Origin of the sequence: Zobellia laminariae (assembly GCF_030553095.1) — a bacterium.
Taxonomy (GTDB): domain Bacteria; phylum Bacteroidota; class Bacteroidia; order Flavobacteriales; family Flavobacteriaceae; genus Zobellia; species Zobellia laminariae.
In genome coordinates this window covers 3,376,278-3,402,614 of the sequence record NZ_CP130738.1, presented here as the reverse complement: position 1 = coordinate 3,402,614, position 26,337 = coordinate 3,376,278, and the positions used below count along the sequence as shown (strand labels likewise).

Below are 26,337 nucleotides of genomic sequence, written 5' to 3'. Positions count from 1 at the left end.
AGGTTGTTTATTTTGAGTTACGAACCATATCTGCCGTAGCAACGGTTCTAAAACCTAAATGTTCTAATGATGAATCTAAACTTGTAGCCATACGAGATGAAACTCTATAACTGGCGCAATAACTGGCGTTGCATAAAAAAGAACCACCTTTCATTACTTTTTCTCTTGCATAAGGGTCTCTTTCATTATAAGCCTGATCTGCTCCCAATGGATTTTTAGCCACCGGATACGTTGTATTCAATTCTTTGTAATAGTTGGTATTGTACCAATCATTAGTCCACTCCCAAACGTTTCCTGCCATATCATATAACCCAAAGTCATTTGCTGGATAGGATTTTACAGGTGCACGAAGTCCATAACCGTCGGTCTCTGCATTGGTTACGGGAAACTCACCTTCCCAAGTATTTGCCTTTTCCGATAATTTAGTGTCTTCGTCTCCCCAAGAATACGTTGTTGTTAAATGCGTACCACGAGCAGCACGTTCCCATTCCGCTTCAGTTGGCAAACGTCTATTTGCCCATTCACAATATGCTAAAGCATCTTCGTATGCAATGTGCACTACAGGATAATTTCCTTTACCCTTAATAGAGCTTTTTGGTCCATTTGGATGTTGCCAGTCCGCGCCTATGGTCCAACTCCACCATTGTGAAAAGTCATAAAGATTTGGCACAGCACTTTTAGCTTGTCTAAAGGTCAAAGAACCTGGTTGCATAATACTATCATGTGGCTTAGGAGTGCCTTCAGGAAGTTGTTTTTTCATTTCTTCCCAATCTATTTGGCGTTCCGCTACGGTTTCATAACCCGTTGCCTTTACGAATTTTTTAAAATCGTCATTTGTAACCTCGGTGATATCCATAAAGAAACCATCTACCGCAACTTTATGTGCAGGCTTCTCATGCTCCATAGCCCCTTTATCTTGCGGAACCGCTCCTTGAGAAAACACAGCGCCATAATCCAAACCATTCCCTTAGGCGTAGCTACATCTTTGGGCATTTCTTTAATGACCGTAGTATCTACTTCAATGGTTTTGGGAGCATCTATTTTCTCAGCAGCGTCAACTACTTCTGCCTTTTGAGATTTATCTTCCTTACACCCTATGGATAAACAAAGAACTGCTACAGAAGCGTAAATTTTAATCGTATTGTGCATAATTATATTTGAAAAATGGAAAACAAAGTTAACCCTATTTTTCGGTTAACCATTAAATTTAGAACCCGTCTGTTTCTTTTAAAACAGAAACAAAAAAATGTCCCCGAAAATCATGGGGACACTGTTATTTTGTGAAGTTCATAAATTAAATCACAACTGTTTCTCCAGGTTTTGGTATGTTGTAAGTACCATCAGCATTTGGCTGTACCGGAGCTGGAGAATCCCAAGGTTAATTCATCGGGAGCCAAATCAATATTAGACTGCATAGCCTCGTCCCATTTAATAACCTTACCAGAATAGGTAGCCATTCTACCTATGATAGCACTCATTGTACTTTTAGCCCCATTTTCCGCATCGGCAATAACACCGCCGTTTCTAATAGATTCAAAAAGTTTTATATGTTCAACTTGATAAGGGTTTGGATCTTCTTTGCCTCTATGTTCAAATATGGAGTTTCCGTTATAATCCGTCAATGTGGCATTATCTCCTTTAGTGTAGACTGTACCTTTTGTCCCTTGAAAAAACTCTGAGACCTTACTCATAGTTTCCGGTTGATGACGACACTGACTTGCTATTACAGCTCCACTTGGATAGGTGTACTCTACAAAATGATGGTCAAAAATTTCACCATGGTCTTTTCCTTTTCGAACTTGCCTACCACCCATACCTTGTGCGGAAATAGGGTATTCGCCAACAAACCAGTTGGCTACATCAATATTATGAATATGTTGTTCTAAAATATGATCGCCACATAACCAGTTAAAATAATACCAATTACGCATTTGGTATTCAAGTTCGCTCTGTTGCGGTTGACGCTCACGAACCCAAACTCCACCACTGTTCCAATATACTTGTCCAGAAACAATTTTACCAATGGAGTCTTTTTTAATTTGATCAATAGCGGCCAAATAACTGTCTTGATAATGTCTTTGAAGACCAACCACTACATTTAATTTATTTTCTTTTGCTTTTTTAGCAGCTGCCAATACTTTACGCACACCGGGTACATCTGTTGCTACCGGCTTCTCCATAAACACATGTTTACCATTGTTTACTGCGTATTCAAAATGTTGCGGACGGAAACCAGAGGTGTTGCCAAAATAACCACATCTGCCAAATCCATTGCCTTTGTAGCGGCATCAAAACCAACAAACTGGTTCTTTTCCTTTACATTAATCTTTTTGGTTTCGCCCATAGCTTTAGAGATATTCGCCAAACTACCTTTTAAGCGATCTTCAAAAGCATCTGCCATAGCAACAAGCTCTACGTTATCATCTGCAGTTAATGCTTGAACCGCTGCACCCGTACCACGACCACCACAGCCAACCAGTGCCAACTTTAATTTCTTGTTTCCTAATACATTTGCCATACCGCTCATATGCAGGTTTGGCAATAACATAGCTCCGCCGGTAAACAAAGCTGTGTTTTTTACAAAATCTCTTCTTGATTTTTTGATCATACTGGTTTTGGTCTTGTTTTCTTTCATTTTCTCAATATTTCTGATATTAATTCTGGTACGTATACTATGGATAAAGCAGGTGTGAATATAAAAATAATAAGGCAATTTATTTCACTAAACCTTGCGTTTTTCTCACTTCCACAAGGACATTATTATCAAAAAATTATAATATTGTTAGTTTTACAAGCTGGTGTTTTCTAAAGGTTCAATCCTATTGAATACTAACGCAATTAGTCTAATTCTTTATCTTTTTGCAGTTAATCACCTGACTTTTTGCACCTTGAAGATAGCATACTTCTTTTAAACAAGTGTATATTTAACACATGTGTTGTTAAAAAACCATATTTACATGCCAATTATAAGGCTAGATTCTAGGTTATACTTAGTTGTTAAATTCTGTTTTTTTTTATCAATTACATATTTTTGATTTATCTTTCGTTTCGATTTTCGCAATAAAAACGTATTGAAAAATACTTTTACGAATTTCAGCTTAAACAACAAACCAATATTTTATGGAAACAAAAACAACTGAAATGGCTTCGAACGCCAACAGACTTTTTTACGCAAGTTGCTTTGCGTTAATTACTACCGCCTTCTCTTTCAGTATTAGGGCAGGTATTCTACCCCAATTAGGAGAAGAACTTAGTTTAAGTGGTGAACAACTAGGTTTTATTAATTCTATGTGGTTCTTAGGTTTTCCATTGTCTATGGTTGTGGGTGGATTAATCTACCATAAGGTAGGTGGTAAAGCCATTATGCAATTCGCTTTCTTTGCGCACGCCATAGGTATAATCTTAACCATCTATTCAGGTAGTTACATCGGCCTTCTAGTCTCAACACTTTTAATTGGCCTAGGTAACGGTTGTACTGAAGCAGCTTGTAACCCTATGATTGCAGATGCATATCAAGGAAACAAGATGAGTACAATGTTGAACCGTTTTCATATGTGGTTTCCCGGTGGTATTGCCATTGGTAGTCTTGTCTCAGGTTTTATGACCGATTTGTCATTTAGTTGGGAGAGTCAAATTTGGTTAATTCTTATACCAACACTTGTCTATGCGTATTTGTTCTTTGGACAATCATGGCCAAAAGCTAAAGTAGAAGAAGCTGCCACAATAGGCGGAAACTTCAAAGCTATGTTTTCTCCGCTCTTTATATTCATGCTCGTATGTATGGCGCTGACTGCAATTTCAGAATTTGGTCCAAACCAATGGGTGGGTCTTATTTTATCTAAAAGTGGAGCCAACCCTATGATTATCCTTGCATTAACAGCAGGTTTAATGGCGGTGGCTAGATTCTTTGGTGGAGATATGGTAAAGAGATTTAACCAAACCGGCGTTCTTTTAGGTTCTGCCGTACTTGCTACATTAGGTATCTACTTATTCAGTACTCAAACAGGAGCTATGGCTTATGTTGCCGCTATCTTCTTTGCCTTGGGTGTTGCTTATTTCTGGCCTAACATGATTGGTTTCGTTGCCGATAAAATTCCTAAAAGTGGTGCATTAGGTCTTTCTATTGTTGGTGCTGTAGGTATGTTCTCTAGTTCTATATTCCAACCGATAATTGGTGGATGGATTGATTCTGACAAAGCAAAAGCTGCCGCAGAAGGTTTTACCGGCGATGAATTAGATTTAGTATCTGGGCAAGCAACATTATTGACCATGACCATATTTCCCGGAATTCTAATCGTACTTTTCACCTTACTCTATTTCTGGATGAAAAATAGAAAAGAAAATCCAGAAGCCGAAGTTGCATAAACTAAAGAATTATATATTTATATTAAAAAGCCCGATATATATCGGGCTTTTTTTATACCCCTAATTCATTAATAACCTTCTTAAGTATTCTCTATCACTTTCCTCCTGCTCGTACTCCATTTCTTCATTTAGGAATACTAGACACTCTACGTTTATTATAACTAGCCTCTCAATACCCAAAACACCATCACCATCGTATTATAATAACCCAATGGAAATCAACATATGTATTATTCAAAGCAATTAATTTGAGTAACATATGGTTTTTTACTTCATATTTCTTCTATTTCATACATGTATTATATTACTAAATTTTACAGCTTCAAACTACTGAATTCCTCTTTTTACCCCAAAAACATTGTGATATAATGAATCATGCAACATTATTTTCAGTATATGCATCATATCTTCTACTACTCATTCAACCCTTCACATACATTTGTTCAAGTGAGGTCTTTATAAGACCAACACCTTAATAATTAACTAACTAAACCAATGATTATGATTAAACTTAAACATGCGGTCATTGCATGTCTTGTAATGATCGGGCAGTTTGCCTATTCACAGACTTCCACAATAAGTGGTGTAGTTTCTGATGATAGCGGCACTCCCTTGCTTAAGGTGCTACAATAATAGTAGCAGGTACAACTAATGGTACAACTACAGATTTTGATGGTAATTACGCCCTCTCTAACGTAAACTCTACTGATAAACTGGTATTCTCTTATATAGGGATGACCACTCAGACTATCACCGTAGGAAGTCAAACTTCTATTAATGTTAGTCTACAAGAAGATGCAGAAGCTTTAGATGAAGTGGTAGTAGTTGGTTACGGTACACAATCACGTGCAGAAGTAACTGGTGCTATAGCTACAGTAGGAGCCGAAGAATTATCGGCATTACCTGTGGCTAGTGCAGATCAAGCCTTACAAGGTAGAGCTGCGGGTGTTACAGTTTTGAACACTGGTTCTCCAGGTAGCGCACCAGTAGTACGTATTCGTGGTCTAGGTACAATGAATAACAATGACCCGTTATATGTTATTGATGGCATTATTGCTGGTGGTTTGGGCGATTTGAATCCCAATGATATCGAATCCATTAACATTCTAAAAGATGCTTCTACAACAGCTATTTATGGTTCATTAGGGTCTAATGGGGTTGTAATGGTAACAACAAAAAAAGGGAATAGATTAGGAAAGACTTTGGTAACTCTTGATGCCTATACAGGTGTTAACTATTCAAATCAAAGGTTTGATTTATTAAATACACAGCAATACTTACAATATGCACAAGATGCTTTTGGTTTTACGCCAACATCTCCCCTTTCACAATCCAATGGTAACACTACAGATTTTCAAGATGCTCTCTTTAGAACTGGTGTGATGCAGAAAGTTGATTTTAGTCTTTCTGGAGGTGGTGAAAATAACAACTTTAGATTTTCTGCCGGATATATGGACCAAGAAGGTGCTATAATCGAAACCGGATTCGAAAGGTTTTCTTTTAGGGCCAATAGTAATTTTTCTGTTGGTAAGTTCAATTTTGGTGAAACTATGGCCGTTTCTTTCCAAAAACAAAATCCAGAAAGAAATTTAGGTGACCGTTCTTTAATTGAACATGCTATAAAAGCGGCTCCTTACTTGCCAATATATAACCCAAACAATTTACAAGGTTTTCAAGGCCCAAATAGTGCTCTAGACGGCCAAGATGGTGAAAACCCTATTAGAGTTCAAACGCTTGGTGAACAAATCAACAAATCATCTTCCATTATTGGTAGTATTTTTGGAGAGTTTGAAATTATTGACGGACTTAAATACAAAAGCCAAGTTGGCCTAGAATATAGAAATGCAAATACCAACATTTTTGTGCCTTCTTATAATGATGATAGTGAGGGAGCAACACACAGCTCAGATTTTGCAGAAATCACAAAGAATTCTAGCTTAAGAAAATCTTATACGATAACTAACAGTTTAAACTATGCGTTCACTCTTAGTGATAAACATAATTTTGACCTTTTAGTTCTTGCGGAAAAACAAGAAACTGTAGATGAACTTCTAAACAGTAACAGTCAAAACCCGATTACTAATGATTTAAATCAAGTTTCTTCTGAAAAAGCATTCTTGCAATCATTTACATACGAGTATAACCGCTTAGGTTATTTGGGAAGATTGAATTATAACTTTGATCAGAAGTATATTTTTGCCGCCTCAATTAGACGTGACGCTTCTTCAAGATTTGGAGAAAACAATAGATGGGGTACTTTTCCTTCTGTTGCTTTAGGTTGGAATATTGCCAAAGAAAGTTTTCTGACAGATACCGCATTTAATACCTTAAAACTAAGAGGTAGTTGGGGTATAACTGGTAATGACCGTATTAATAATTACCAATATAGTGCAACCTTACTTTCAGATTTCTTTTATCCTTTTGGAGATGTTCTTGCTACAGGAACAACAGCAGGCGGACTTGCTAACCCTGATTTGAAATGGGAGGAAACTACCATGAAGAATATTGGATTGGATTTTGGCCTTTTTGATGGGAGATTGACGGGTGCTGTTGAATACTTTAATAATACAAGTGATGATTTACTTATGAGCCGTCCACTTGCGGGATCATTAGGTATCAATTCAGGTTCTGTAACGGAAAATGTAGGTTCTGTTGAAACCAGTGGTGTTGAATTTAGTCTTGGCTACAATGATTATGATGGAGATTTTACATGGTCTGCTAACCTTAATATAGGAACATCTACCAATGAAGTAAAGTCATTAGGGTCTAATGAGTCACTTTCTGGTGGTACGTTTGAATCACAGAATATTTCTAGAATTGAAGTAGGCGAGCCTTTGTTCTTTTTCTATGGATATGAAACCGATGGTATTTACCAAACACGTGCTGAAGTAGACGCTAATTTAACTCAAACCCTTGTTGATGGAGAGTTTCCTGTAAACCCAGGCGACATTAGATTCGTGGACCAAAATGGAGATGGGCAAATAAATGCAGATGATCGTGTAAAAATTGGAAATCCTTACCCAGACTTCACGTATGGTCTAAACTTAAATGCTAATTACAAGCAATTAGATCTTAATCTATTTATATCTGGTGTATCTGGTGTAGATGTTTACAACACTAATATTTATGACTTAGAAGGTATGCCTAGGTTATTCAACGCAGGAACTAATGTATTAAACAGATGGACAGGTCCAGGAACTTCTAACAGCGTACCTGCAGCAGGAGGAAATGATCAAAATTTCAACTCAATTTCAGATCGTTTTGTAGAGGATGGTTCATATACCAGACTAAAGAATATAACTCTAGGATATACATTGGATAATCCAGCTTTAGAAGATTATTTTTCTAAATGTAGAATATACATCAGTGGTCAGAACTTGATTACTATAAGTGATTATTCTGGATTAGACCCTGAAATAGGAAACCCTTTGACAAATAATGGTGGAAACAGCCAGTATGAATTAGGAATAGATAGAGGAAACTATCCACAGCCTAAATCAGTATTACTTGGAGTACAACTATCATTTTAAAAAAAAAATCATGAAAAAAACTAAAATACTAGTAACGGTCTTAGCTACGATCGGCCTTGTGCTCTCGTGTAATGAAGACTCATTAGAATTAACGAATCCAAACGAGCTTTCGCCAGATACGTTCTTTACGAACCAAACTCAGGTTCAGTCTGCTGTAAATGCCGTATACTCCAACCTTCAGACAAGAGGTCTATATAGCCGTCATATGTTTTTTATGATGGATAATATGGCCCATGAAAATGGAGGAAACAACCAGTTAGAAGCAGATAAACGTCAATATCTAGATTTTTCGTTTGACTCTAGTCATGGTGCTATAGGAGCCTATTGGGAAAGTTGCTATAGAGGTATTAACAAAGCAAATTTTGTTATAGAGAATGCTCCTAAAATTAATGAGATATTACCATCTCAGATGAGTGACGATTTGAAGAAAAAGGCAATTGGCGAGGCAAAATTCTTGCGTGCTTTATTTCATTTCTTCATCGTGACTAGATATGGTGATGCCCCTCTTATGACCACCTTACCACCTGATGATGGTTCTGGTCCCGGTAAAGTCCTAGCTCTGAAATATATGCGCAGATTATCAAAGACTTGCAAGAAGCTATACCCACTTTAAAATTAAAAGGCGAAGAAGAAAACGGACGAGCTACTAAAGGAGCTGCACAAGCTTTGTTAGGTAAAGTTTATTTATTCTTAGAGCAGTATGATGATGCTTTAACCCAATTCAACGCTTTAAATGGTTATAAATTAGAAGACAACTACTTTGATAATTTCATGGAAGAAACTGAACATGGTGATGAATCCATTTTTGAAATTGAATATAATGATGATTTTGGTACCAGTGCACAGTGGAACTCAGACCGAAGCGGTCAAGGTCCTAACGAGGCTACTTTTAGAGGTCAGGAATATGGTTTTAATGATTGGTTTAATGTTTTTCCTTCAGATGACTTATTAGAAGAGTATGAAATTGGAGACATTCGTTTTGAGCAATCTTTCTATGTAAACGGTGATACTTTTGGGCCTGATGGTTCATTAACTGTAGATGCTTTTCCTAGTAATGGAGGTGGTAATGCAGGATGGGCTAAATACAACAACTACTATAAAGATGCGAACGAAGATCAAACTTCAGGTATCAACTTTAAGTATCTGAGATATGCCGATGTATTACTAATGATGGCGGAGTGCGAGAGCATGAGAGCTGGTGGCGACCAAGATGTTGCTATAGGCTATATTAACCAAGTTCGCGAGAGAGCTACATTAGACCCACTACCTACTGGATTATCAAAAGCCGAAGTATTTGATGCTTTAGTGCACGAACGTAAAGTTGAATTGGCTGGTGAGCAAACTAGATTTAATGATATTATTCGTTGGGGAATTGCTAGTACAGAATTAGCCAATACGCAATTTCAAGCAGGTAAGCATGAGCTTTTACCAATACCTCAACCTGAAATAGATGCAAACGTAAACATCTCTGCTGCTGACCAAAACGCAGGATATTAAAACGCTTAATTTTAGTTAGTTTTGAGTTAGTAATTTTAAAACAGTGTGTTTTGGTCGACACACTGTTTTTTGTTTCTATTCTAGTTTTAAAAAACTGTATCTTAAAATTTTGAACACGAACAAATGGATATAAATATTTACAGTAAAACCTTAGTATACTCGTTTTTTATTCTTCTCTTGGGAAGTTGTACCAAAGAACAAACCAAAACGAATAGTAAAATATTTACTGGCTTAAAATCTGACCAAACAGGTGTCAACTTCAACAATACCCTTACTGAAAATGATTCCTTAAATTATTTCACCTATTCCTATTTATATATGGGCGGTGGTGTGGCAAGTGGCGACATCAATAATGACGGTTTAGTAGATCTCTTTTTTACCGGTAACCAAGTTTCCAATAAGTTATACCTAAATAAAGGCGAGCTTAAATTTGAAGATATTACAGAAAACGCAGGTATTTCTGGCGATGACCGCTGGTATACTGGCGTAACCATGGCAGATGTAAATGCAGATGGCCTTTTGGATATCTATTGTTCTGTAGGTGGTAAATTTGGACCAAAAGACAATGAACTATACATCAATAATGGGGATGAAACCTTTTCTGAAAAAGCTGCAGAATATGGTCTAAATGACATTGGAAATAGTGTACAAGCTACTTTTTTTGATTATGATAAAGATGGTGACCTAGACCTATTTGTTGCAAACTACCCTCCTACTCAATTTGATTCTCCCACTTTTGCCTATGTCTATAAAATGGAAAATGTCAAAGACAATGAATCTGGGCATTTGTACCAAAATAACGGAAATACCTTTACTGATGTTACCGAAGCGTCAGGTTTAAAGGCATATGGACTTTCATTAAGTGCTACGGCAGGTGATCTTAATAATGATTCTTGGCCTGACCTTTACGTTTCCAATGATTTTAATTCTCCTGATTTCATGTACATCAATAACCAAGATGGCACATTTAAAGAAGTGGTGAAAGAGGCTACTTCACAGACGGCATTTTATGGTATGGGTGCAGACATAGCCGATTTTAATGATGATGGAAATCTAGATATTTTTCAGGTTGATATGGATGCGAAGTCCAACCGACGAAAGAAAGCCAACATGGCCAGTATGAATCCTGAACTATTTTGGGATGTAGTCAATGCCGGATTCCATTACCAATATATGCATAACTGCATGCAGGTTAACTCAGGAGTTTTTGAAGATGGCATTCCACATTTTTCTAATGTTTCCAGAATAACCGGCACTTCCTCTACCGATTGGAGTTGGGGTCCTCTTTTTGCAGATTTTGATAATGATGGGCACAAAGACCTTTTTGTATCCAACGGTACGCGACGTGAAATCAATAATAATGACTACTTCAATAAGCTTAAATCCATAAAAATAAAAAGCGATACATTATTAGAGCTAAGTCAAAAAATACCATCGGAGAAGATAGACAATTTCATTTTCAAGAATATGGGGAATCTAGAATTCAAAAGAGCCAACAAAGATTGGGGCATTGAATTTAAAGGTTTTTCTAATGGGGTAGCTTATGCAGATCTTGATAATGATGGTGATTTAGAACTTATTACCAATAACATAGATGATGAAGCTTCGATCTTCAAAAATAATGCTTCAGAAACCAATAATTATATCCAGATAAAATTCAAAGGTAATCAGAGTAATCAGTTTGGTCTTGGGTCTCGCGTTTATGTTACCATTGACGGGAAAACCCAAATGCAAGAACTAACGCTTACCAGAGGTTTTCAGTCTTCCGTTTCTCCTGTACTTCATTTTGGATTGGGAGATGCTTCTAAAGTGGATGAGTTAAAAGTAGTATGGCCTAATGGTAAAATTCAAAAGTTAAATACCGTTGAGGCTAATCAAGCATTGACTTTGGATTTTAATAATGCTATTGTAGACAACGATGAAAACATCTCTAAATCCAAAATATTCTCCACGGATAAGACATCAAAGTTTCCTCGATATAAACATATAGAAAACAACTATGATGATTTTGAGGATCAGGTTTTACTTCCACATAAGATGTCTTCTTTTGGCCCAACTTTAGCGGTTGGAGACCTTGATAATGATGGTTTAGAGGATTATTTTGTTGGAGGTTCTTCCGGTAATGTGGGTAGTCTATTTACGCAAACTTCAACTGGGTTTCAAAAACAACCTTCCACCTTTTTAGAAGATGATATTAGAAGTGAGGATTCTGGTTCTTTAATTTTTGATGCCGATGGTGATGGCGATAATGACCTGTTCGTAGTAAGTGGTGGTTATGAATTTTCAAATAACTCCGAAGCTCTCCAAGACCGATTATACCTAAATGATGGTCTAGGAAATTTTACTAAAGCAAACGCTACTGCTTTACCAGATTTAAAAATAAGCGGTTCCAAAGTATATCAATCAGATTTTAACGGTGATGGTAAACCTGACCTTTTGGTATTAGGTAGACAGGTTCCTAAAAATTATCCCAGCCCTGCTACGAGCCACATTTTAAAAAATACGAGTAGTAACGGAAAGGTTAGTTTTGAAATTTTTGAGGAAATACAACCCAAAGAATTTCAAAACCTTGGAATGGCTACCAGTGCCGTAATTACAGATTATGACAATGATGGTAGACAAGATATTATGATTGTTGGCGAATGGATGCCTATACGTATGTTCCACAATACCAAAACGGGCTTTAAAGAAGTTTCTGAATCTTTGGGATTAACAAAAGATACCACTGGCTGGTGGTGGAGCGTACAAGAGGGTGATTTTGACAATGATGGTGATATGGATTATGTTGTTGGTAACAACGGCCAAAACTACAAATACAAGGCTACCGAAGAAGAGACTTTTGATATTTTCGTTAGCGATTTTGATAAGGACAACAATCAAGATATTGTACTTAGTTATTATAATGACGGTAAGCAATATCCCGTTCGTGGCCGCGGATGTTCATCGCAACAGATACCTGCCATTAAACAAAAATTTCAGGATTACGAGAGTTTTGCAGAAGCTACTTTAGAGGATGTATACACCGAAAAATCTCTAGAGTCTGCACTGCACTATCAAGTCAAATCTTTTGCTAGTATCTATTTAGAAAATAAAGATGGGAAATTCATAGTTCACGAACTTCCAGTTTTAGCCCAAACGTCTAGCATTAATGAGATTTTAATAGATGATTATAACCTAGATGGCAATCTGGATATCCTAGTAGCAGGAAACCTTTATGCTTCTGAAGTTGAAACACCTCGTAACGATGCCGGTCATGGGTTATTTTTAGAAGGTAATGGTAAAGGAAAGTTCACAGCTATTCCGCCATCAGACAGTGGCTTTTTCGTTTCAGGCGATGTGAAGAACATGGCTAGGATACAATTAAACTCTCAGCCGTATATTATCGCTGCAAAAAACAATGACTACCTTCAATTTATTGAACTGAAAAAGAAAAAGGGACTATCATTACAATAGTCCCTTTCATAAATTTTAATATTTAATTTACTACTTAAGATAAGGGTCTAGAGTTACGATACTCCCATCTGGATTATAGGTAATTTCTGCAACCTTTACAGAACGTAAATGAGTTACGCCTTTTGATAAGCTAGAATCATGATAAAACAGATACCACTTACCTTCTACCTCACATATAGAGTGATGAGATGTCCAACCTACAACAGGATTTAATATACGACCGGTATACGTAAAAGGTCCATAGGGGTTATCCCCTATGGCATAACAAATAAAATGGGTATCTCCCGTAGAATAGGAAAAGTAATATTTACCATCGTATTTATGTATCCAAGAAGCTTCAAAGAAACGTCTATCATTATCGGCCTCTAAAAGTAATTTCCCATCTGCATCTAAAATTTGCACCTCTTTTGGCTCTTCTGCAAACTCTAGCATATCGTCCGTTAATTTGGCTACAATAGGTAATAGCGCCACTTCTTCAGGTTCTGGCATTTCATTGCTTTTATCGTATGTATTATTACGATATTTTTGAAGCTGTCCGCCCCAAATTCCACCAAAATACATATAATAACTACCGTCTTCATCTTCAAAAACTGCGGGGTCTATGGAATAACTACCTTTTATAGCTTCGGGCCGAGGCGTAAAAGGTCCTTCTGGAGTATCACCAATAGCTACGCCTATTTTGAAAATTCCGTCATATCCTCGTGCGGGAAAATATAAATAGTATTTGCCATCTTTATGTGCTGCATCTGGTGCCCACATTTGTTTTTCTGCCCATGGCACATCATCAACATGAAGCGCTACTCCGTTATCAACTGCTTCACTATGCACTCCATCCATAGAAATTACATGATAATCCTGCATGGCAAAATGACTCCCTAAATCATCAAAGGGAATCCCTGATTCAATGTCATGAGATGGATAGATATATATTTTTCCATTAAAAACATGTGCAGAGGGGTCTGCCGTATATATGTTCTTTACCAACGGCTGGGAAATAGCTGTTTCGTTCAACTTATCAAAATCGATATTTTCTATAGATTCTTCTGGCATGTGATATTCGTGTTATATTATGCTTTATTTATTTTATTCTTCGTTTCTTTAAATCTACCTCTATCTGAGTTTCCATCTTTTTATTTATCTCATATAAAAACAGCAATGCAATCCCCAATAAAAACGGAATTGCAGGGTAAATACTCACTAACATTTTTGTTCCTTGAATAGCACTTTCGGGTTGCACAATAGCTTCTCCTGCAACCATAGCTTCTTTTGAAATATAACCATATGCTCCTAAAATGGCCGTTAGCAATGCACTCCCAATACTTAGACCTCCTTTTAAACCCACCATCATAGCAGAGAAAATTATAGCCGTAGCTCTTCTATTGTTCTTCCATTCCGAGAAATCTGCTACGTCTGCAATCATGGCCCAGAGTAGGGGGATTGTCAAACCATAAAAGAAACCATGAAAAATCTGTGATGTAAAAATTAACCCCACAGAATTGGGAGAGAAGAAGTAAAAGAAAATAATAAAAAGTGTTGATATAAAAAGAGCTACCATAAAGACATCTCGCTTTCCATATTTATCGGCAAATCTTTTGATAACGTAATACCCACAATCATAAAAATAATACCACCGGCATTAAAAAGTCCAAAACCCGCAGAAACCGGATTCTCACCAAAAAAATTGACGCCAATAGATGCTAGAGCATCTAATATAGGTTGTATAAAAACCGTCAAACTTTCTTCATTCACGTAGTTCTCAAAGTAGTACACATAAGACCCACCTTTCATTGCCAAGGTTACAAATACGAGCGTAGTAAGCACCAACATAATGATCCATGGTTTGTTACCGAATAAATCACCCAAATCTTCTTTTAAAGTAGATTTCTGTTCCGGAGTAGGTACAATACGTTCCTTAGTAGTCAAAAAAGTAATTATGAGCATCACTGTGCCAATAATGGCCAACCAAGTCATTACAATCTCTATACCCACAGCTTTATCTCCATTACCTGCAGATTCAATTATGGGCAGCATAAATACCTGCACAAAAAACTGTGCGAACATAACACCTACGAAGCGATAAGCGGACAGGCTATTCCTTTCGCCCATATCGCCTGTAATCACGCCACTTAATGCAGAGTACGGCAAATTATTAGCCGCATATAAAAGCAGCAAAAATGTATACGTTACCACCGCATAAATAACCTTGCCCTTATAATCAAAATCAGGAGTGCTGAAAGCCAAAAGTGCTACAACACCCAGAGGAACCGCAGTAAATAAAATCCAAGGTCTAAACTTACCCCATTTAGAAGTCGTACGATCCGCAAGAGCACCAATAATAGGGTTAAAACCGAATGCCGCAACAAGACCAACAGTTAATATAATGGCCGATGCATGGCTAGTTTCCAGACCATAAATATCTGTATAGAAATAGGCCAAGGTAAGTCATTAAAGTCTGAAAGACCAAGTTAGCCGCTAAATCGCCTAGGCTGTAACCGATTTTCTCCTTGACAGATAATTTTTGAGATTCTAGATTCATAAGAATTACTGTTGGTTGGTTGAATCTATTTTAAGTTCCATTACCGCCTGATATGCTTTTTTCGCTTCAAATTTTCTATCAAAAAGTAAAGGGTAATTAGTTCTATTAGTAATTGGCCAATTGTTAAGCCATGAACTTTGGTCATTCACTCCCCAGAAAGTAACCCTATCAATCTTATCACTGTGTTTTAAAAAGAGTTTAAAAATATCCTTGTAACGCTTGGCTAACTGCACTTCTACAGAATCTGGCAAAGCATTTGGGTAAGGATTCATTGCTTCGCTCTCCTCATAGTTTTGACCAATTTCTGCGCCTTCCAATCCCCAAGGGTTTGGTAAAACGGTAACATCCAATTCTGTAATGGAAACCTTTAAACCCAGTTTTGCATAGGCCACAATACTATTCTCTACTTCTTCCAATGAGGGTTCTGTCAAACCCCAATGTGCCTGCATACCTACTCCGTTAATCTTAGCTCCGCTTTTTTGTAGATTTTCTATAAGCCGTATAGCCCCTTCCCGCTTTTTGGGTTTCCACATATTATAATCGTTATAATATAACTCTGCAGATGGGTCTGCTTTTTCTGCAACCTTAAATGCAAATTCTAAATACCGATCTCCCATCACCTTTAAAAAGACAGATTCCCTTAGCGAACCATCTTCATTTAAAGCCTCGTTTACCACATCCCAACCATCAATTTTACCACTATACCTACTTGCTACGGTCGTAATATGATCACGGATATAATTTGCCATGGTGGCACTATCATTTACGGTATTCATCCATGGCCCTATTTGGCTATGCCATAAAAGTGTATGACCAATAACGAACATGTTATTTTCTTTACCAAGAGCCACATACTTGTCGGCCATATCAAAATAAAACGTGTCTGGAGACGGATGAATCTCTTCCCATTTCATGACGTTTTCTGGACTTATGGTATTGAATTCTCTCTTTAAAACTTCAAGAGCCTTTTTATCTTTTCCTGTTATAATTTTGTCATTAATAGCCGCTCCTATATAAAACTCTTTTTGGAATGCTTTTTTGAGGCCAGTAACCTCTTCACACCTGTCTGAAACTTATTTTCTCTTAGTTTTCCAAAACCAAACAAGAACAACAGGATTGCAAAAAATACTAGAACAGTTTTAAACATATCATTAAATTAAAATGGTTAAATAGAGAAATCGATAATATAACTAGTCAATTCTATTAACTATGAATATGATAAAAGTCGTAAAATTACTAAGGTGCCTATACTACAAATGAAGCGCTGTATAAAACATTTGTGGCATTTTACCTCATAAAAGCGATGAGCTTTAAGTAATTGGGCACGATGCAGAAAATGCGAGTGACTAAAACTCACGTTTTTGAATGTAGAAAAAGAGTGGTTTTAATTAAGTTTTGTGAGGGTCTGTTCATTGCTAAACCATCCTATTTTAGCTTTCTTCAGAATTACCTTTAGTAGTTTCTATTCCTTTATATACATTTGAATCATGCTTTTCCATGTAAAATTCAGGATGAGGCAATTCTGTAAATCCAAATTTCTTATAAAGCCATTCTGCAGTGTCAGTTAGTAAAATCCATCGTCTTAATCCTTGAAGGTTTGGATGTTCCATTATTTCATTTATCAACCATTTACTTAATCCTTTTCCTCTATATTCTTTAAGAACAAATACATCTCCTAAATACGCAATTGTGGAATAGTCTGAAATTATTCTGGCGTAGCCAATTTGTTTGTTATTATGATACAGTCCAAAATTCAAAGAGTTTTCAATGGATATTTTTAGGGTATTCATTGGAATTCCCTTAGCCCAATCAGTTTCGTTTGAAAGGAATTTGTAGATGCTCAAAATATCTAGCTTATCCTTGTCGGTTGAAATGGTGTATTCCTTTTTATGCGTTTCTACTATTTCCAATCCAGTATTTTTAATTCATATAAAGATATAGATTTACACATAACAGTACATATACTTCTATTGTACCCGTAATTTTCTAAGTCTTTTGTTGTGTCAATATCTGAGAAAACGTAATAAATAGAATACTTAGCGAGAGCCAACCAGACTTCTTTCTACTGCCAAATTCGATTTTATAAACCGTAATGCTAATGTAATCTGGTTCTCCACCGTTTTTGGACTGACCTCCATTTCTTGTGCAATTTCTTTTACCGACAAGCCATCAAACCTACTCTTCATAAAGGTTTCTCTTCTTCGTAACGGAATTTTTGCAACAACGCCCATTAGATTATCCATCAAAAAAGTATAATCAACCATATTCATGGTAGAATAATCCAAACTTTCACCGTCTGCTTTAGAGTTCATGTAATTTTTATGAGCGGTTCTTTTTGAAAACATCCCCTTAATCTGATTGAAGCCTATGGTAAAAATGTAAGATTTAAAGGAACATTCCGGCTTTAAATCAGCTCTCTTTTTCCAAATGATAACAAAAACATCTTGCACCAATCCTTCTGCTTCTACATGGGATTTTAAATATCCGAATGCAAAGTGATAGAGTCTATTCCTATACTTTTCATATAGTGCCTCATATGCCTTTATATCACCAGCTTTTAGATTACTTACTAAAACCTTGGTCCTTTTCTATTATCATATTTTCTTTACTTCTTTTGAAATGTTCCTACCTATTACCCCGCACTATAATGCTCGTAGTTTTCTACAAATAGTAATTAAAAAACGCTGTTATAGTTAGGCGTCTTGCATTAGTGCAGACCTTCCCCCGTCCATTAGGTATGTTGTTCCGTTCATGAATTTTCCGTAATCACTGCATAAGAAAGCGCAAAAGGCTCCCACCTCCTCTGGTGTTCCAATCCTTCCACTAGGATGCAAAGCGTTGGTTCTCTTCCGCTCCTCCTCTGGATCAGGAAAAGAGTCAAACCAAGTTTGTGTTCCCGCAGTCTCTATAAATCCTGGAGCTATACCCAAGGCCCTTATTTTTGGTCCCCATTCAATTGCTAACGACTGTACTAATCCTCTTAATGCCGTTTTAGTGGTGTTATACGGAAAGCAACCCGGCATGGTAGAATAGCCATGGTTTGATGTGATAATAACTATAGTTCCATTATCGCTCTTACTTAAATGAGGTTGACATAATTGGCTTATTTTCCAATGTGACCTCAAGTTCAAGTTTAGGTTTTTATCAAAATCTGAATCGCTACATTCCTTTGCTCCCTGAAAAGAATTTGCTCCTGCATTGGATATTAAAAAATCGATTTTCCCAAATTCATCTACGGTACGGTCAACAAGATTCTTTAGGTCGTCATCGTTTGTAACATCGGTTTGGGTATAGAGAGTAGCTGATTCATATTGCTTTCCTTTGTTATGAAATTTTTGAACATCGGTATGGGATTCTTCCCTTCTTCCACAACCCGAAACAAGACAACCTGCTTCTGAAAATATGGCAGCTATTCCAGCCCCTATGCCACTGGTTACTCCTGTAATTAGTACAACCTTATTTTTAAAATCTATGTTCAACATATCAATTTGTAATTAAGTATTAGGAGCTATTAATTTATTTAAAAAAAAAACCTCCGGGCCGCCCACAGGTAGGTCTATAGAAAAGACTTCCGCTTAATGGGTACTCGGACAATTGTTCTTCGGTAAGGCCTTCTCTTGCCGTTGTGATGAAAAGTTTGCGCTGATTTTCTCCCCCAAAAGCACATGACGTTACATGAGGGGCAGGTATCATTATCTTTTGGATAAGTTCGCCCGTATTAGGATTCCATTGAGATACCGAGTTTCCGCCCCACAAAGCGATCCACAACATTCCCTCATTATCAATCGTCATTCCATCGGGAAAACCAAATTCTTCAGGTACATCAATTACTTTTATGGGGTTAGATATATTTCCGGTTTCTACATCGTATGAATAGGCCACTACTTTTCTTGTTGGCGAGTCTATATAGTACATGGTCTTATGGTCCAAACTCCAAGTGATACCGTTTGACACGGTAATATTTTCCACTCTTTTCACAAAGCTCTTGTCTGTGTTTATAGTGTATAAAGCTCCTGTTGGGTTTAATCCATGACGGCACATACTGCCTACCCAAAACCTTCCCTTTGGGTCGCACTTACCGTCGTTAAACCTATTACTGGATTTATCTTTTTCGAGTTCTAAAACGGAGGAAAATTCGCCTGTTTCGGTATTTAGTTCCACTACACCATTTTCTAAGGCCACCAACAATCCCCCAGAAACAATGGGAGCAATTGTACCCACAAATTCAGGAAACTTAAAAGTTTGGTTACTTCCGGTCTTTGGGTCGGTGGCGTGAATTTCTTTGCCATAAATATCTATCCAATAGACTTTTTTTTCTTGGGGATGCCAAAAAACACCTTCACCTAATGCTGCCGTACTACTTAGAACCGTTTCAACCATATAACTCTACTACTGTTTAATTAAATATAATATCCCTCCCTATGTTTTCGTATCTTAGTGCTTTTCCATTTCGCTCTCAACAAGATCCACTCCAAGTCCTGGTCTATCTGAAATTATCAATTTACCATTTTTAATATTGAGTGGGTGGTTTATAACTTCATCCCTCCAAGGTACATCGTTGAAAATAAATTCCTGACGAAAGAAATTGGGAATAGAAGCACAAACATGTGAACTTGCCAAGGTAGATAACGGTCCGTTTGGATTATGCGGAGCCACCAAAACATTATAGGCTTCCGCCATTGTTGCCATACGTTTCATTTCACTAGGGCCACCGCATCTTGTAATATCCGGCATAATAACATCTGCCACGTAACTTTCCAAAACATCCCGTATGCCATATCGTGTATAGTGCCTTTCTCCAACGCAAATAGAAACTTTAGGGTCTATGCGTTCTCTAAACGCCCTTAAGGTCTTTGTACTTTCCGGTCCTGCCGGCTCTTCAAACCAAGCAATGTCCAAAGCAGCCAATCTTTCTGCCATGGCCACGGCAACTTTAAAATTCAGCATGGCGTGTGTTTCAATCATCATGTCCATATCCGGACCTATGGCATCACGTACCGCCTTACTAATATTGAAAGCTAAATCTTGTTGCGATTTGGTAAGGGTAAGCTCCGTACTAAGGTCTTCGCCATAAAAATAATTGGTATGTGCAAAGGGGTCAAATTTTAAGCCGCTAAAACCTGCTTCTTTTACTATTTTGGCCTGGCGTACGTAATCATCAGTATTGTGGCCGCCGCCTACAAACCAATAATTGGCATATAGTGGAATCTCCGTACGATACTGCCCACCCAGCAACTCATACATGGGAACTCCTAAAACCTTGCCCTTAAGGTCTAAAAGAGCCATATCAATGCCACTTATAGCACACATACTGGCGCCATAAGGCCCCACCCAGTTTAGATCACGGTATAATTTTGTCCATATAAAATCGGTTCGCATGGGGTCAAGACCTATAATTCTTTCGCCCAATTCTCGAGTAGCGGCCTCCACAATTTGGCTACCTTACCAGTTTGTAGACTCACCAACACCGGTATGGCCGGTATCCGTATAGATTTTTAATAGTGTCCAGTTATATTTTACCCCTTCTACCAGCCAAACTTTTACTTCCGTAATTTTCATTATGCTATATTCTAATTAGTATTACTCTCTTCTCTTTTTTGTATTTACATGATGCCATAAGTGTTCCATGCATCTACAGCGCTCATTCCATCTTGTACCGCTTTCAACACTTTTCGTTCGCCTCTTGCTTTTTCAAAAGCACGTTCAAAAACTTCCTTTTCATGTTCTTTAGGTACTACACACACGCCATCTACATCGCCTATTACGATATCTCCGGGATTGATTCTCACTCCTTCAATCTCTATGGGCACCCGAAAATCTATTACCCTTCCTCTAGGCCCTTGGTCCTGAGCATAATTTCCATAGGAAAAAATAGGCATATCCAAATCCAACAACCCATGGGTATCTCTGGAATAACCGTTTACTACGGCACCGGCGGCACCTAGCTTTTTAGCTCGGGTCATCATAATCTCCCCAATTAAAGCGTAGTGATCAGAGGCTCCGGTACATATGTAGACCTCGTTTTTTTTTAAATCATCCAAAGCTTCTAGCATTAGCCCGAATGGTTTTTTAAGTATAGGGTTGTTCGTGAAGCTTGGCGTTTCTTCAAAAGTATCGGCTTCAAGCACGGTCATCGCCCTTCCTATTAAAAGCATGTCAGATTTAAGTGGCTGTACTTTAGCTGGCAAAAACTGATGGAGCAATTTCATCTTATCCATAGCATCACCAACTACGGCCGTAAACAATTCTTTTCGGGCCGCCGTGAACAATTCTTCATCCGACATATCCTGTACATTCATATACGCTTATTTTTAGAATAGATTAGAAATCCAAAACTAGTGTACAAGAGCACTCAACACCTCCACAGCGTTTACAATAAAATACACTATATTCACATTTTATTGATAATTTGAATTACAAATTGACAATATAAGCGTCTATGAAAGCCATTTCCCAGAAAATAACACTACCCTCTAATAAGGCTTTTGAAGTTAGAAAAGATGAATTGCCCCATTTTTACAACTCATGGCACTTTCATGATCAAATTGAGCTTACCCTTATTTTAAAGAGTGATGGAATACGGTTTATTGGTGATCATATTGACCAGTTCTCTGTGGGCGATTTAGTATTGATTGGTCCTAATTTGCCACACCTATGGCAGAACGAAGCATCCTATTACCAGAATACCTCGGGTAATCATGCCGCTGCAATAATTATCCATTTTGAACCTGAGCTTTGGGGAAGCAGGTTTTTGACCCTGGAAGGCATAAAAGCGGTAGATGATTTATTAAAAAAAGCGAAGTACGGTATTCGTATAGATGGTCCAGCCCGAACGGAAATCGCAGTAAAAATCGAAAAGCTGACCCATACTGAAGGTTTTGAAAAACTGATGTTGTTCTTTGAGGTATTGAACGATATTGCAACAACTACCGAACACCAGCTCTTGGCCACTTCCGGTTTTGTTAAATCGTTTAATAAGGGAAATGACGAAAGACTGGATAAAGTTTATGAGTATGTTATGGAACATCTGACCGAGAACATAAATTTAGATGAGGCGGCAAATCTGCTGAATCTTTCTAAAAGTGCATTCTGTAGATTCTTTAAAAAGAAGACCCGAAAAACATTTTCTCAATTTGTTAAAGAAGCTAGAATAGGCTATGCCTGTAAGCTCTTGCAAAACAATGACCTGTCGACCAGTCAAATCTGCTATGAGTGTGGGTTTGATAGTTTTACTTATTTCAGTCGCTCGTTTAAAAACATCACAGGAAAAACCCCTACCCTTTACAGAAATCAGTACAACTTTGATACAGTTTAGAATCTGGTAAACCTTGTATTTGACCTTTTATTTTGCTTCTATCAGTTCGTAAAACTGCTATCCATTAATTTGATAAAAGATACAATAAATCATTCCAAGATTAAAAGCTGCATGGCATAGTATTGCGCCTAAAATAGAGCCTGAGCGTTTTCTACATATGTAAAAAAGTATACTGACACAGAACATACTTAAAACCCAGATAATGGTTGGCACCAACAGGAATCTCCATTCTTGATTTACGAATACTAAACCAAAGTGGGAAATGTGGACAAGGGCGAATGCCGAACTATCAATTAAAGATGCCTTTCTATCTCCTAATGAGGTTGCCATACTTGAGTGGACTATTCCTCTAAAAAAAAGTTCCTCGCCAATTGGGCTAAACGTCATTCCGGTCAATGCCATAACACTGAATAAAATGAGTTTTCCTTCCCCGTCAATTCCTGCAGGAATATTATAGGATTTCCCAATGTAGTAATACCAATTTTCAAAAGAGTTACCATACAAGGCTACCCCCAAATAATATAATGAGATACTAAAAACTAGGCCAATTACTATAGCAATAATTACCCAATTGAAGTTCTCTGGCTTCTTAAGACCTATTTTTCTTCTTCCCTTCTTACTCAAAAACAGGAAAGGCACTATAGCCGAAATAAACATTATCAATCCTAGCCAACTATAATTAGCAGTTTGATTAGCCTGCAGGACCAATGCAAAACGAGGAATACAAATGAGTAGGATTAGGAAAAGGCCGAATTTCCAATCAAAATTGAAAATCTTTCTCCAAAACGGTTTTAATTCTTCCTCCATAACTTGTTTTAGACCCTTAAGTAGATTCAGCTTTTATTGAGCTTCGATATGGTATACCAAGTTAGTAATTATTCGTATTTAATTTGAGGAACAACTTCTTATCAAGCAAAAAAACCTCCGTAAAGAGGCGTATACAAATGTGTGTTACATTGAATTATTCGCTTGTACCAAGGTTATTTTTATTCGTGTTTGATTTTTCCATCAACTCGGTACCAAAAGCTTTTATCTGATCTATAATCGGTAATATTTTTTGTCCTTCTTCGGTCAATGAGTATTCTACTTTAGGTGGAATCTCATTGTAAGCTTTTCTATTTAAAATTCCCGCTCCTGTCAAATTTTTCAGTTCCTGAATGAGCATCTTTTCACTAATTGTTGGAATACGTCTTTTTAGTTCTCCAAACCTTCTTTTTTCATTACCTATTTGAAAGATTATCTGCAATCTCCACTTCCCTCCAATGATGCTTAATGCCGTACTTACAGGACAGGTTTCATCTTTTAACATTTTTTAATTTATTATAACTAATTGATTATCAATTTTACATACTTTTTAGTAAGCACCCTACTTTTTGGTAGGTACTTTCAAAAAGTAGGGTAATATACTACTTTAGGGCCATAATTAATATTTGAAATATAAAAAGATGAAAATACTTGTATCGGCAGCTACTGGGTTCCAGGAGGCAGCATAGCACTACAGTTAATCAAAAAAGGACATGAGGTAACCACATTATCACGCTCAGAAGGCAATGTCCCAGGTATACATGTTGTAAAAGGAGGATTAGAAAATAAGGAAGCTTTACATAAGGCATTAACGGGAGTAGATGTGGCTGTTTATACGTTCCCATTACTATTTGATTTAAGCTTAGCAAAGGAGTATACTTTAAATTTTATTGACGCGGCAAAAGAGCAAAATGTATCCCACGTGGTATACAATGTAGGTTTTGATTTGCCTGAAAAAAGTCATGGCCTGTTAGCCCTTGACATAAAAGCAGAAGTTAAAAACTTACTGGATGCATCTGGACTAAATGTAACCACGTTAGTACCTGACATCTATATTGACAATATTTCTGCACCATGGTCTATTCCGGTTATTTTAAATAACAATTTTGTTCCCTACCCAGTAGCATCAGGAAGTAAAGTGCCATGGATCAGCCATACGGATTTAGCAAAATATGTAGCCTCTGCAGTTGAAAAACCAGAATTGTCCGGTAAGGTTTTACCAATTGGAGGGAACTTATTTTCGGGAGAAGAAATAGCAGCGGCTATCTCATCTGAAATAGGAAAGCAAGTACATTATGTTTCTATGACTCCAGATGAATTCGAAAAGAAAATTTCACCTGCTTTTGGAGAAGTTGCAGGAAGAGAAATTTCCAATCTTTATAGATATGTAGAAAGCAATAGAGAACAATTGATTGCCAAAGACTTTAAAGCAACGCAAGAACTATTGGGAGTAACTCCGCAAAGTTTAACGGACTGGGTAAAGTCTGTAAAATGGGAAATGGCATCCTAGTTTTAAAAGGTTCTGAGCGTTTGTCACGAAAGGCTGGCGCTAGTTTAATCAATACGAACAGTATCCAGAATTTAGGTTACACAGGGTTTTGGATACTGTTTAATTTTTGGTTTCGCTTACAAACTAATCAACAAGGTTAGCATAGAAACAAAAGCCATTACTCCGTAAAGAATTTTGGATGTATTGGACTTGATTGTCTTTGTCTTATACAGTCCGTAAAAACCTAAAGGTGGCAATAAAAACAATAAGATATCTACCGTAGTGCTGCTATTATACCATTTACTCTGTTGTTTAGTTTCCATATCTCGGATTCATCCTATTAGTTAAATAAATATAATTAATGCTATTGAGCTGGAATGTATTGTTAACAATGCTTTATGATAGTAACCTAAAGGGCAAACGGTTTCAAGATTAACAGGAGTTAAATATTTTATGGCTTTAGAAATATGCAGGTAAACTAATTTATAAGCTAAAAAATCCAAGCTGCTAATGAGTCTTGATACGTATGAGTTTTATTCAAACTTTCTTTTAATTTCTCGCCTTAATTTGCTCCTGTCATAACTTTCATAATAAAGGTTGTTCAACTCCGGAAAATAATCACTAATCCGTATTTTAATGGTTGCATTCTCGCAATCAGAAACCGTTCCACAAGATAGACTGTCAATGTGCTTTCTTGTTCTAAATTCATACTTTTCCTTATTATATTCATAAGATATATAAAGGTCTAAGTACTTTTTTGATGGATAACCGATTTTTTCTACAATTCCATTTATCTCCGGTCCATTATTTATTAAAATCATTGGATTAATAGATTTCTCACGTATAATTATTTCTGAATTTTTGAGATTGGTTTTATCAAAATTAACTCTATAGTATTCCCCTACTTCAGAATTAAAACCTCCAGAACCACTTCCGGTGACCCAGTTACCATTATATTGAAATTTATAACCAATTCTATTTCTACGCCCCTTACTAATAATTTTTGCAATTGAAATTTCTTCATTAGCATTAATTTTTTCTCTCTTCCTTTCGTCATTACAATAAAGCACACAGCAGACCAAAAGAAACAACAATACTTTGATGGAGTTTTTTTTAAACAATTCCTTCAAGTCTAATAAATTTTAAATGCTTAACGAAAATTACGTTGGTCCTAGTACGGAGGCCGTCCGCGAGAACAGCAGACAAATTATCGTCTTGGCCGGTCTCCTTCTAAGCTCAAAGTTAAAGCTTATTGTTAGGTTTTTATATTTCTTGTTCAAAAGTTAAATCTATGAGATTTAAACCTAAAGTACTTTGCCCGTTAAGTTTGCGTAAAATATTGTTCAGT

At 36.9% G+C, this 26,337-nt stretch carries 22 protein-coding genes and 3 pseudogenes; 8 read left to right on the top strand and 17 right to left on the bottom strand.

Annotated features, from left to right (window positions below):
* Nucleotides 1-7 precede the first annotated feature (7 nt).
* The 4 genes from Q5W13_RS16280 to Q5W13_RS16270 form a co-directional block, all read right to left on the bottom strand.
* Nucleotides 8-904, bottom strand: coding sequence for a formylglycine-generating enzyme family protein (locus Q5W13_RS16280; RefSeq protein ID WP_368662279.1), 897 nt, complete (start codon nucleotides 902-904; stop codon nucleotides 8-10).
* Nucleotides 868-1,149, bottom strand: a complete 282-nt coding sequence (locus Q5W13_RS25185) for a hypothetical protein (RefSeq protein WP_368662278.1) — start codon at nucleotides 1,147-1,149, stop codon at nucleotides 868-870. The genes Q5W13_RS16280 and Q5W13_RS25185 overlap by 37 nt, the downstream gene beginning before the upstream one ends.
* 191 nt (nucleotides 1,150-1,340) lie before the next feature.
* Nucleotides 1,341-2,180 carry a Gfo/Idh/MocA family protein gene (locus Q5W13_RS16275; RefSeq protein WP_304443732.1) on the bottom strand — a complete coding sequence of 280 codons (840 nt, stop codon included), beginning with the start codon at nucleotides 2,178-2,180 and terminating at the stop codon, nucleotides 1,341-1,343.
* A gap of 20 nt (nucleotides 2,181-2,200) precedes the next feature.
* Nucleotides 2,201-2,635 (bottom strand): Gfo/Idh/MocA family oxidoreductase, encoded by a 435-nt coding sequence (locus Q5W13_RS16270; RefSeq protein ID WP_304443731.1) that lies wholly within the window; start codon nucleotides 2,633-2,635, stop codon nucleotides 2,201-2,203.
* Nucleotides 2,636-3,120: 485 nt separating this feature from the next.
* Between Q5W13_RS16270 and Q5W13_RS16265 the strand changes: the two genes are divergently transcribed.
* From Q5W13_RS16265 to Q5W13_RS16240, 6 genes are all read left to right on the top strand, one after another.
* Nucleotides 3,121-4,365 (top strand): MFS transporter, encoded by a 1,245-nt coding sequence (locus Q5W13_RS16265; protein ID WP_304443730.1) that lies wholly within the window; start codon nucleotides 3,121-3,123, stop codon nucleotides 4,363-4,365.
* Nucleotides 4,366-4,866: 501 nt separating this feature from the next.
* Complete coding sequence (locus Q5W13_RS16260) at nucleotides 4,867-4,998, top strand: hypothetical protein (protein ID WP_304443729.1); 132 nt, start codon at nucleotides 4,867-4,869, stop codon at nucleotides 4,996-4,998.
* Complete coding sequence (locus tag Q5W13_RS16255; RefSeq protein WP_368662568.1) at nucleotides 4,995-7,895, top strand: SusC/RagA family TonB-linked outer membrane protein; 2,901 nt, start codon at nucleotides 4,995-4,997, stop codon at nucleotides 7,893-7,895. Before Q5W13_RS16260 ends, Q5W13_RS16255 begins: the two co-directional genes overlap by 4 nt.
* 10 nt (nucleotides 7,896-7,905) lie before the next feature.
* Nucleotides 7,906-8,508: a RagB/SusD family nutrient uptake outer membrane protein gene (locus Q5W13_RS16250; protein ID WP_304443728.1), complete on the top strand. Its 603-nt coding sequence runs from the start codon at nucleotides 7,906-7,908 to the stop codon at nucleotides 8,506-8,508.
* On the top strand, nucleotides 8,484-9,392 hold the full coding sequence (locus Q5W13_RS16245; RefSeq protein ID WP_304443727.1) for a RagB/SusD family nutrient uptake outer membrane protein: 909 nt from the start codon (nucleotides 8,484-8,486) through the stop codon (nucleotides 9,390-9,392). Before Q5W13_RS16250 ends, Q5W13_RS16245 begins: the two co-directional genes overlap by 25 nt.
* 123 nt (nucleotides 9,393-9,515) lie before the next feature.
* A complete protein-coding gene (locus Q5W13_RS16240; protein ID WP_304443726.1) occupies nucleotides 9,516-12,845 on the top strand; it encodes a VCBS repeat-containing protein in 3,330 nt (1,109 codons plus the stop codon).
* A 30-nt stretch (nucleotides 12,846-12,875) separates the two neighbouring features.
* Here the strand turns inward: Q5W13_RS16240 and Q5W13_RS16235 are convergent, their stop codons facing one another.
* From Q5W13_RS16235 to Q5W13_RS16195, 9 genes and pseudogenes are all read right to left on the bottom strand, one after another.
* Nucleotides 12,876-13,895, bottom strand: coding sequence for a glycoside hydrolase family 43 protein (locus Q5W13_RS16235; protein ID WP_304443725.1), 1,020 nt, complete (start codon nucleotides 13,893-13,895; stop codon nucleotides 12,876-12,878).
* A 28-nt stretch (nucleotides 13,896-13,923) separates the two neighbouring features.
* Nucleotides 13,924-15,381: pseudogene (locus Q5W13_RS16230) on the bottom strand (MFS transporter).
* Nucleotides 15,382-15,386: 5 nt separating this feature from the next.
* Nucleotides 15,387-16,412, bottom strand: a pseudogene (locus tag Q5W13_RS16225) (endo-1,4-beta-xylanase); the annotation flags it as partial.
* Nucleotides 16,413-16,811: 399 nt separating this feature from the next.
* On the bottom strand, nucleotides 16,812-17,291 hold the full coding sequence (locus Q5W13_RS16220) for a GNAT family N-acetyltransferase (RefSeq protein ID WP_304443724.1): 480 nt from the start codon (nucleotides 17,289-17,291) through the stop codon (nucleotides 16,812-16,814).
* Nucleotides 17,292-17,417: 126 nt separating this feature from the next.
* Nucleotides 17,418-17,939, bottom strand: a pseudogene (locus tag Q5W13_RS16215) (sigma-70 family RNA polymerase sigma factor); the annotation flags it as partial.
* Between the two features lie 135 nt (nucleotides 17,940-18,074).
* On the bottom strand, nucleotides 18,075-18,863 hold the full coding sequence (locus tag Q5W13_RS16210) for an SDR family NAD(P)-dependent oxidoreductase (RefSeq protein WP_304443723.1): 789 nt from the start codon (nucleotides 18,861-18,863) through the stop codon (nucleotides 18,075-18,077).
* A gap of 34 nt (nucleotides 18,864-18,897) precedes the next feature.
* Nucleotides 18,898-19,761, bottom strand: a complete 864-nt coding sequence (locus Q5W13_RS16205) for an SMP-30/gluconolactonase/LRE family protein (protein WP_304443722.1) — start codon at nucleotides 19,759-19,761, stop codon at nucleotides 18,898-18,900.
* A 54-nt stretch (nucleotides 19,762-19,815) separates the two neighbouring features.
* Nucleotides 19,816-20,811 carry a mandelate racemase/muconate lactonizing enzyme family protein gene (locus Q5W13_RS16200; RefSeq protein WP_304443721.1) on the bottom strand — a complete coding sequence of 332 codons (996 nt, stop codon included), beginning with the start codon at nucleotides 20,809-20,811 and terminating at the stop codon, nucleotides 19,816-19,818.
* A 173-nt stretch (nucleotides 20,812-20,984) separates the two neighbouring features.
* Nucleotides 20,985-21,680, bottom strand: a complete 696-nt coding sequence (locus tag Q5W13_RS16195) for an RraA family protein (RefSeq protein ID WP_304443720.1) — start codon at nucleotides 21,678-21,680, stop codon at nucleotides 20,985-20,987.
* A gap of 140 nt (nucleotides 21,681-21,820) precedes the next feature.
* Here Q5W13_RS16195 and Q5W13_RS16190 point away from each other — a divergent pair, with 140 nt between their 5' ends.
* Nucleotides 21,821-22,696: an AraC family transcriptional regulator gene (locus Q5W13_RS16190; protein ID WP_304443719.1), complete on the top strand. Its 876-nt coding sequence runs from the start codon at nucleotides 21,821-21,823 to the stop codon at nucleotides 22,694-22,696.
* A 57-nt stretch (nucleotides 22,697-22,753) separates the two neighbouring features.
* On the opposite strand, the gene Q5W13_RS16185 is transcribed toward Q5W13_RS16190, so the two are convergent.
* A complete protein-coding gene (locus Q5W13_RS16185; protein WP_304443718.1) occupies nucleotides 22,754-23,503 on the bottom strand; it encodes a CPBP family intramembrane glutamic endopeptidase in 750 nt (249 codons plus the stop codon).
* Between the two features lie 154 nt (nucleotides 23,504-23,657).
* Complete coding sequence (locus Q5W13_RS16180) at nucleotides 23,658-24,005, bottom strand: winged helix-turn-helix transcriptional regulator (RefSeq protein WP_304443717.1); 348 nt, start codon at nucleotides 24,003-24,005, stop codon at nucleotides 23,658-23,660.
* A 150-nt stretch (nucleotides 24,006-24,155) separates the two neighbouring features.
* Here Q5W13_RS16180 and Q5W13_RS16175 point away from each other — a divergent pair, with 150 nt between their 5' ends.
* The gene (locus Q5W13_RS16175) at nucleotides 24,156-25,010 is read left to right on the top strand and encodes an SDR family oxidoreductase (RefSeq protein WP_368662567.1); all 855 of its coding nucleotides are present in this window, start codon (nucleotides 24,156-24,158) and stop codon (nucleotides 25,008-25,010) included.
* A 116-nt stretch (nucleotides 25,011-25,126) separates the two neighbouring features.
* On the opposite strand, the gene Q5W13_RS16170 is transcribed toward Q5W13_RS16175, so the two are convergent.
* Complete coding sequence (locus Q5W13_RS16170; RefSeq protein ID WP_215914722.1) at nucleotides 25,127-25,312, bottom strand: hypothetical protein; 186 nt, start codon at nucleotides 25,310-25,312, stop codon at nucleotides 25,127-25,129.
* Nucleotides 25,313-25,522: 210 nt separating this feature from the next.
* Nucleotides 25,523-26,119: a hypothetical protein gene (locus Q5W13_RS16165; RefSeq protein ID WP_155595693.1), complete on the bottom strand. Its 597-nt coding sequence runs from the start codon at nucleotides 26,117-26,119 to the stop codon at nucleotides 25,523-25,525.
* Nucleotides 26,120-26,337 lie beyond the last annotated feature (218 nt).

Excerpts from the sequence above, each read along its gene's own strand:
- Q5W13_RS16280 (WP_368662279.1), bottom strand. The coding sequence starts at position 904 with ATGGAGCATGAGAAGCCTGCACATAAAGTTGCGGTAGATGGTTTCTTT.
- Q5W13_RS25185 (WP_368662278.1), bottom strand. The coding sequence starts at position 1,149 with ATGCACAATACGATTAAAATTTACGCTTCTGTAGCAGTTCTTTGTTTA.
- Q5W13_RS16275 (WP_304443732.1), bottom strand. The coding sequence starts at position 2,180 with ATGGAGAAGCCGGTAGCAACAGATGTACCCGGTGTGCGTAAAGTATTG.
- Q5W13_RS16270 (WP_304443731.1), bottom strand. The coding sequence starts at position 2,635 with ATGAAAGAAAACAAGACCAAAACCAGTATGATCAAAAAATCAAGAAGA.
- Q5W13_RS16265 (WP_304443730.1), top strand. The coding sequence starts at position 3,121 with ATGGAAACAAAAACAACTGAAATGGCTTCGAACGCCAACAGACTTTTT.
- Q5W13_RS16260 (WP_304443729.1), top strand. The coding sequence starts at position 4,867 with ATGATTAAACTTAAACATGCGGTCATTGCATGTCTTGTAATGATCGGG.
- Q5W13_RS16250 (WP_304443728.1), top strand. The coding sequence starts at position 7,906 with ATGAAAAAAACTAAAATACTAGTAACGGTCTTAGCTACGATCGGCCTT.
- Q5W13_RS16240 (WP_304443726.1), top strand. The coding sequence starts at position 9,516 with ATGGATATAAATATTTACAGTAAAACCTTAGTATACTCGTTTTTTATT.
- Q5W13_RS16235 (WP_304443725.1), bottom strand. The coding sequence starts at position 13,895 with ATGCCAGAAGAATCTATAGAAAATATCGATTTTGATAAGTTGAACGAA.
- Q5W13_RS16210 (WP_304443723.1), bottom strand. The coding sequence starts at position 18,863 with ATGTTGAACATAGATTTTAAAAATAAGGTTGTACTAATTACAGGAGTA.
- Q5W13_RS16205 (WP_304443722.1), bottom strand. The coding sequence starts at position 19,761 with ATGGTTGAAACGGTTCTAAGTAGTACGGCAGCATTAGGTGAAGGTGTT.
- Q5W13_RS16195 (WP_304443720.1), bottom strand. The coding sequence starts at position 21,680 with ATGAATGTACAGGATATGTCGGATGAAGAATTGTTCACGGCGGCCCGA.
- Q5W13_RS16190 (WP_304443719.1), top strand. The coding sequence starts at position 21,821 with ATGAAAGCCATTTCCCAGAAAATAACACTACCCTCTAATAAGGCTTTT.
- Q5W13_RS16185 (WP_304443718.1), bottom strand. The coding sequence starts at position 23,503 with ATGGAGGAAGAATTAAAACCGTTTTGGAGAAAGATTTTCAATTTTGAT.
- Q5W13_RS16180 (WP_304443717.1), bottom strand. The coding sequence starts at position 24,005 with ATGTTAAAAGATGAAACCTGTCCTGTAAGTACGGCATTAAGCATCATT.
- Q5W13_RS16170 (WP_215914722.1), bottom strand. The coding sequence starts at position 25,312 with ATGGAAACTAAACAACAGAGTAAATGGTATAATAGCAGCACTACGGTA.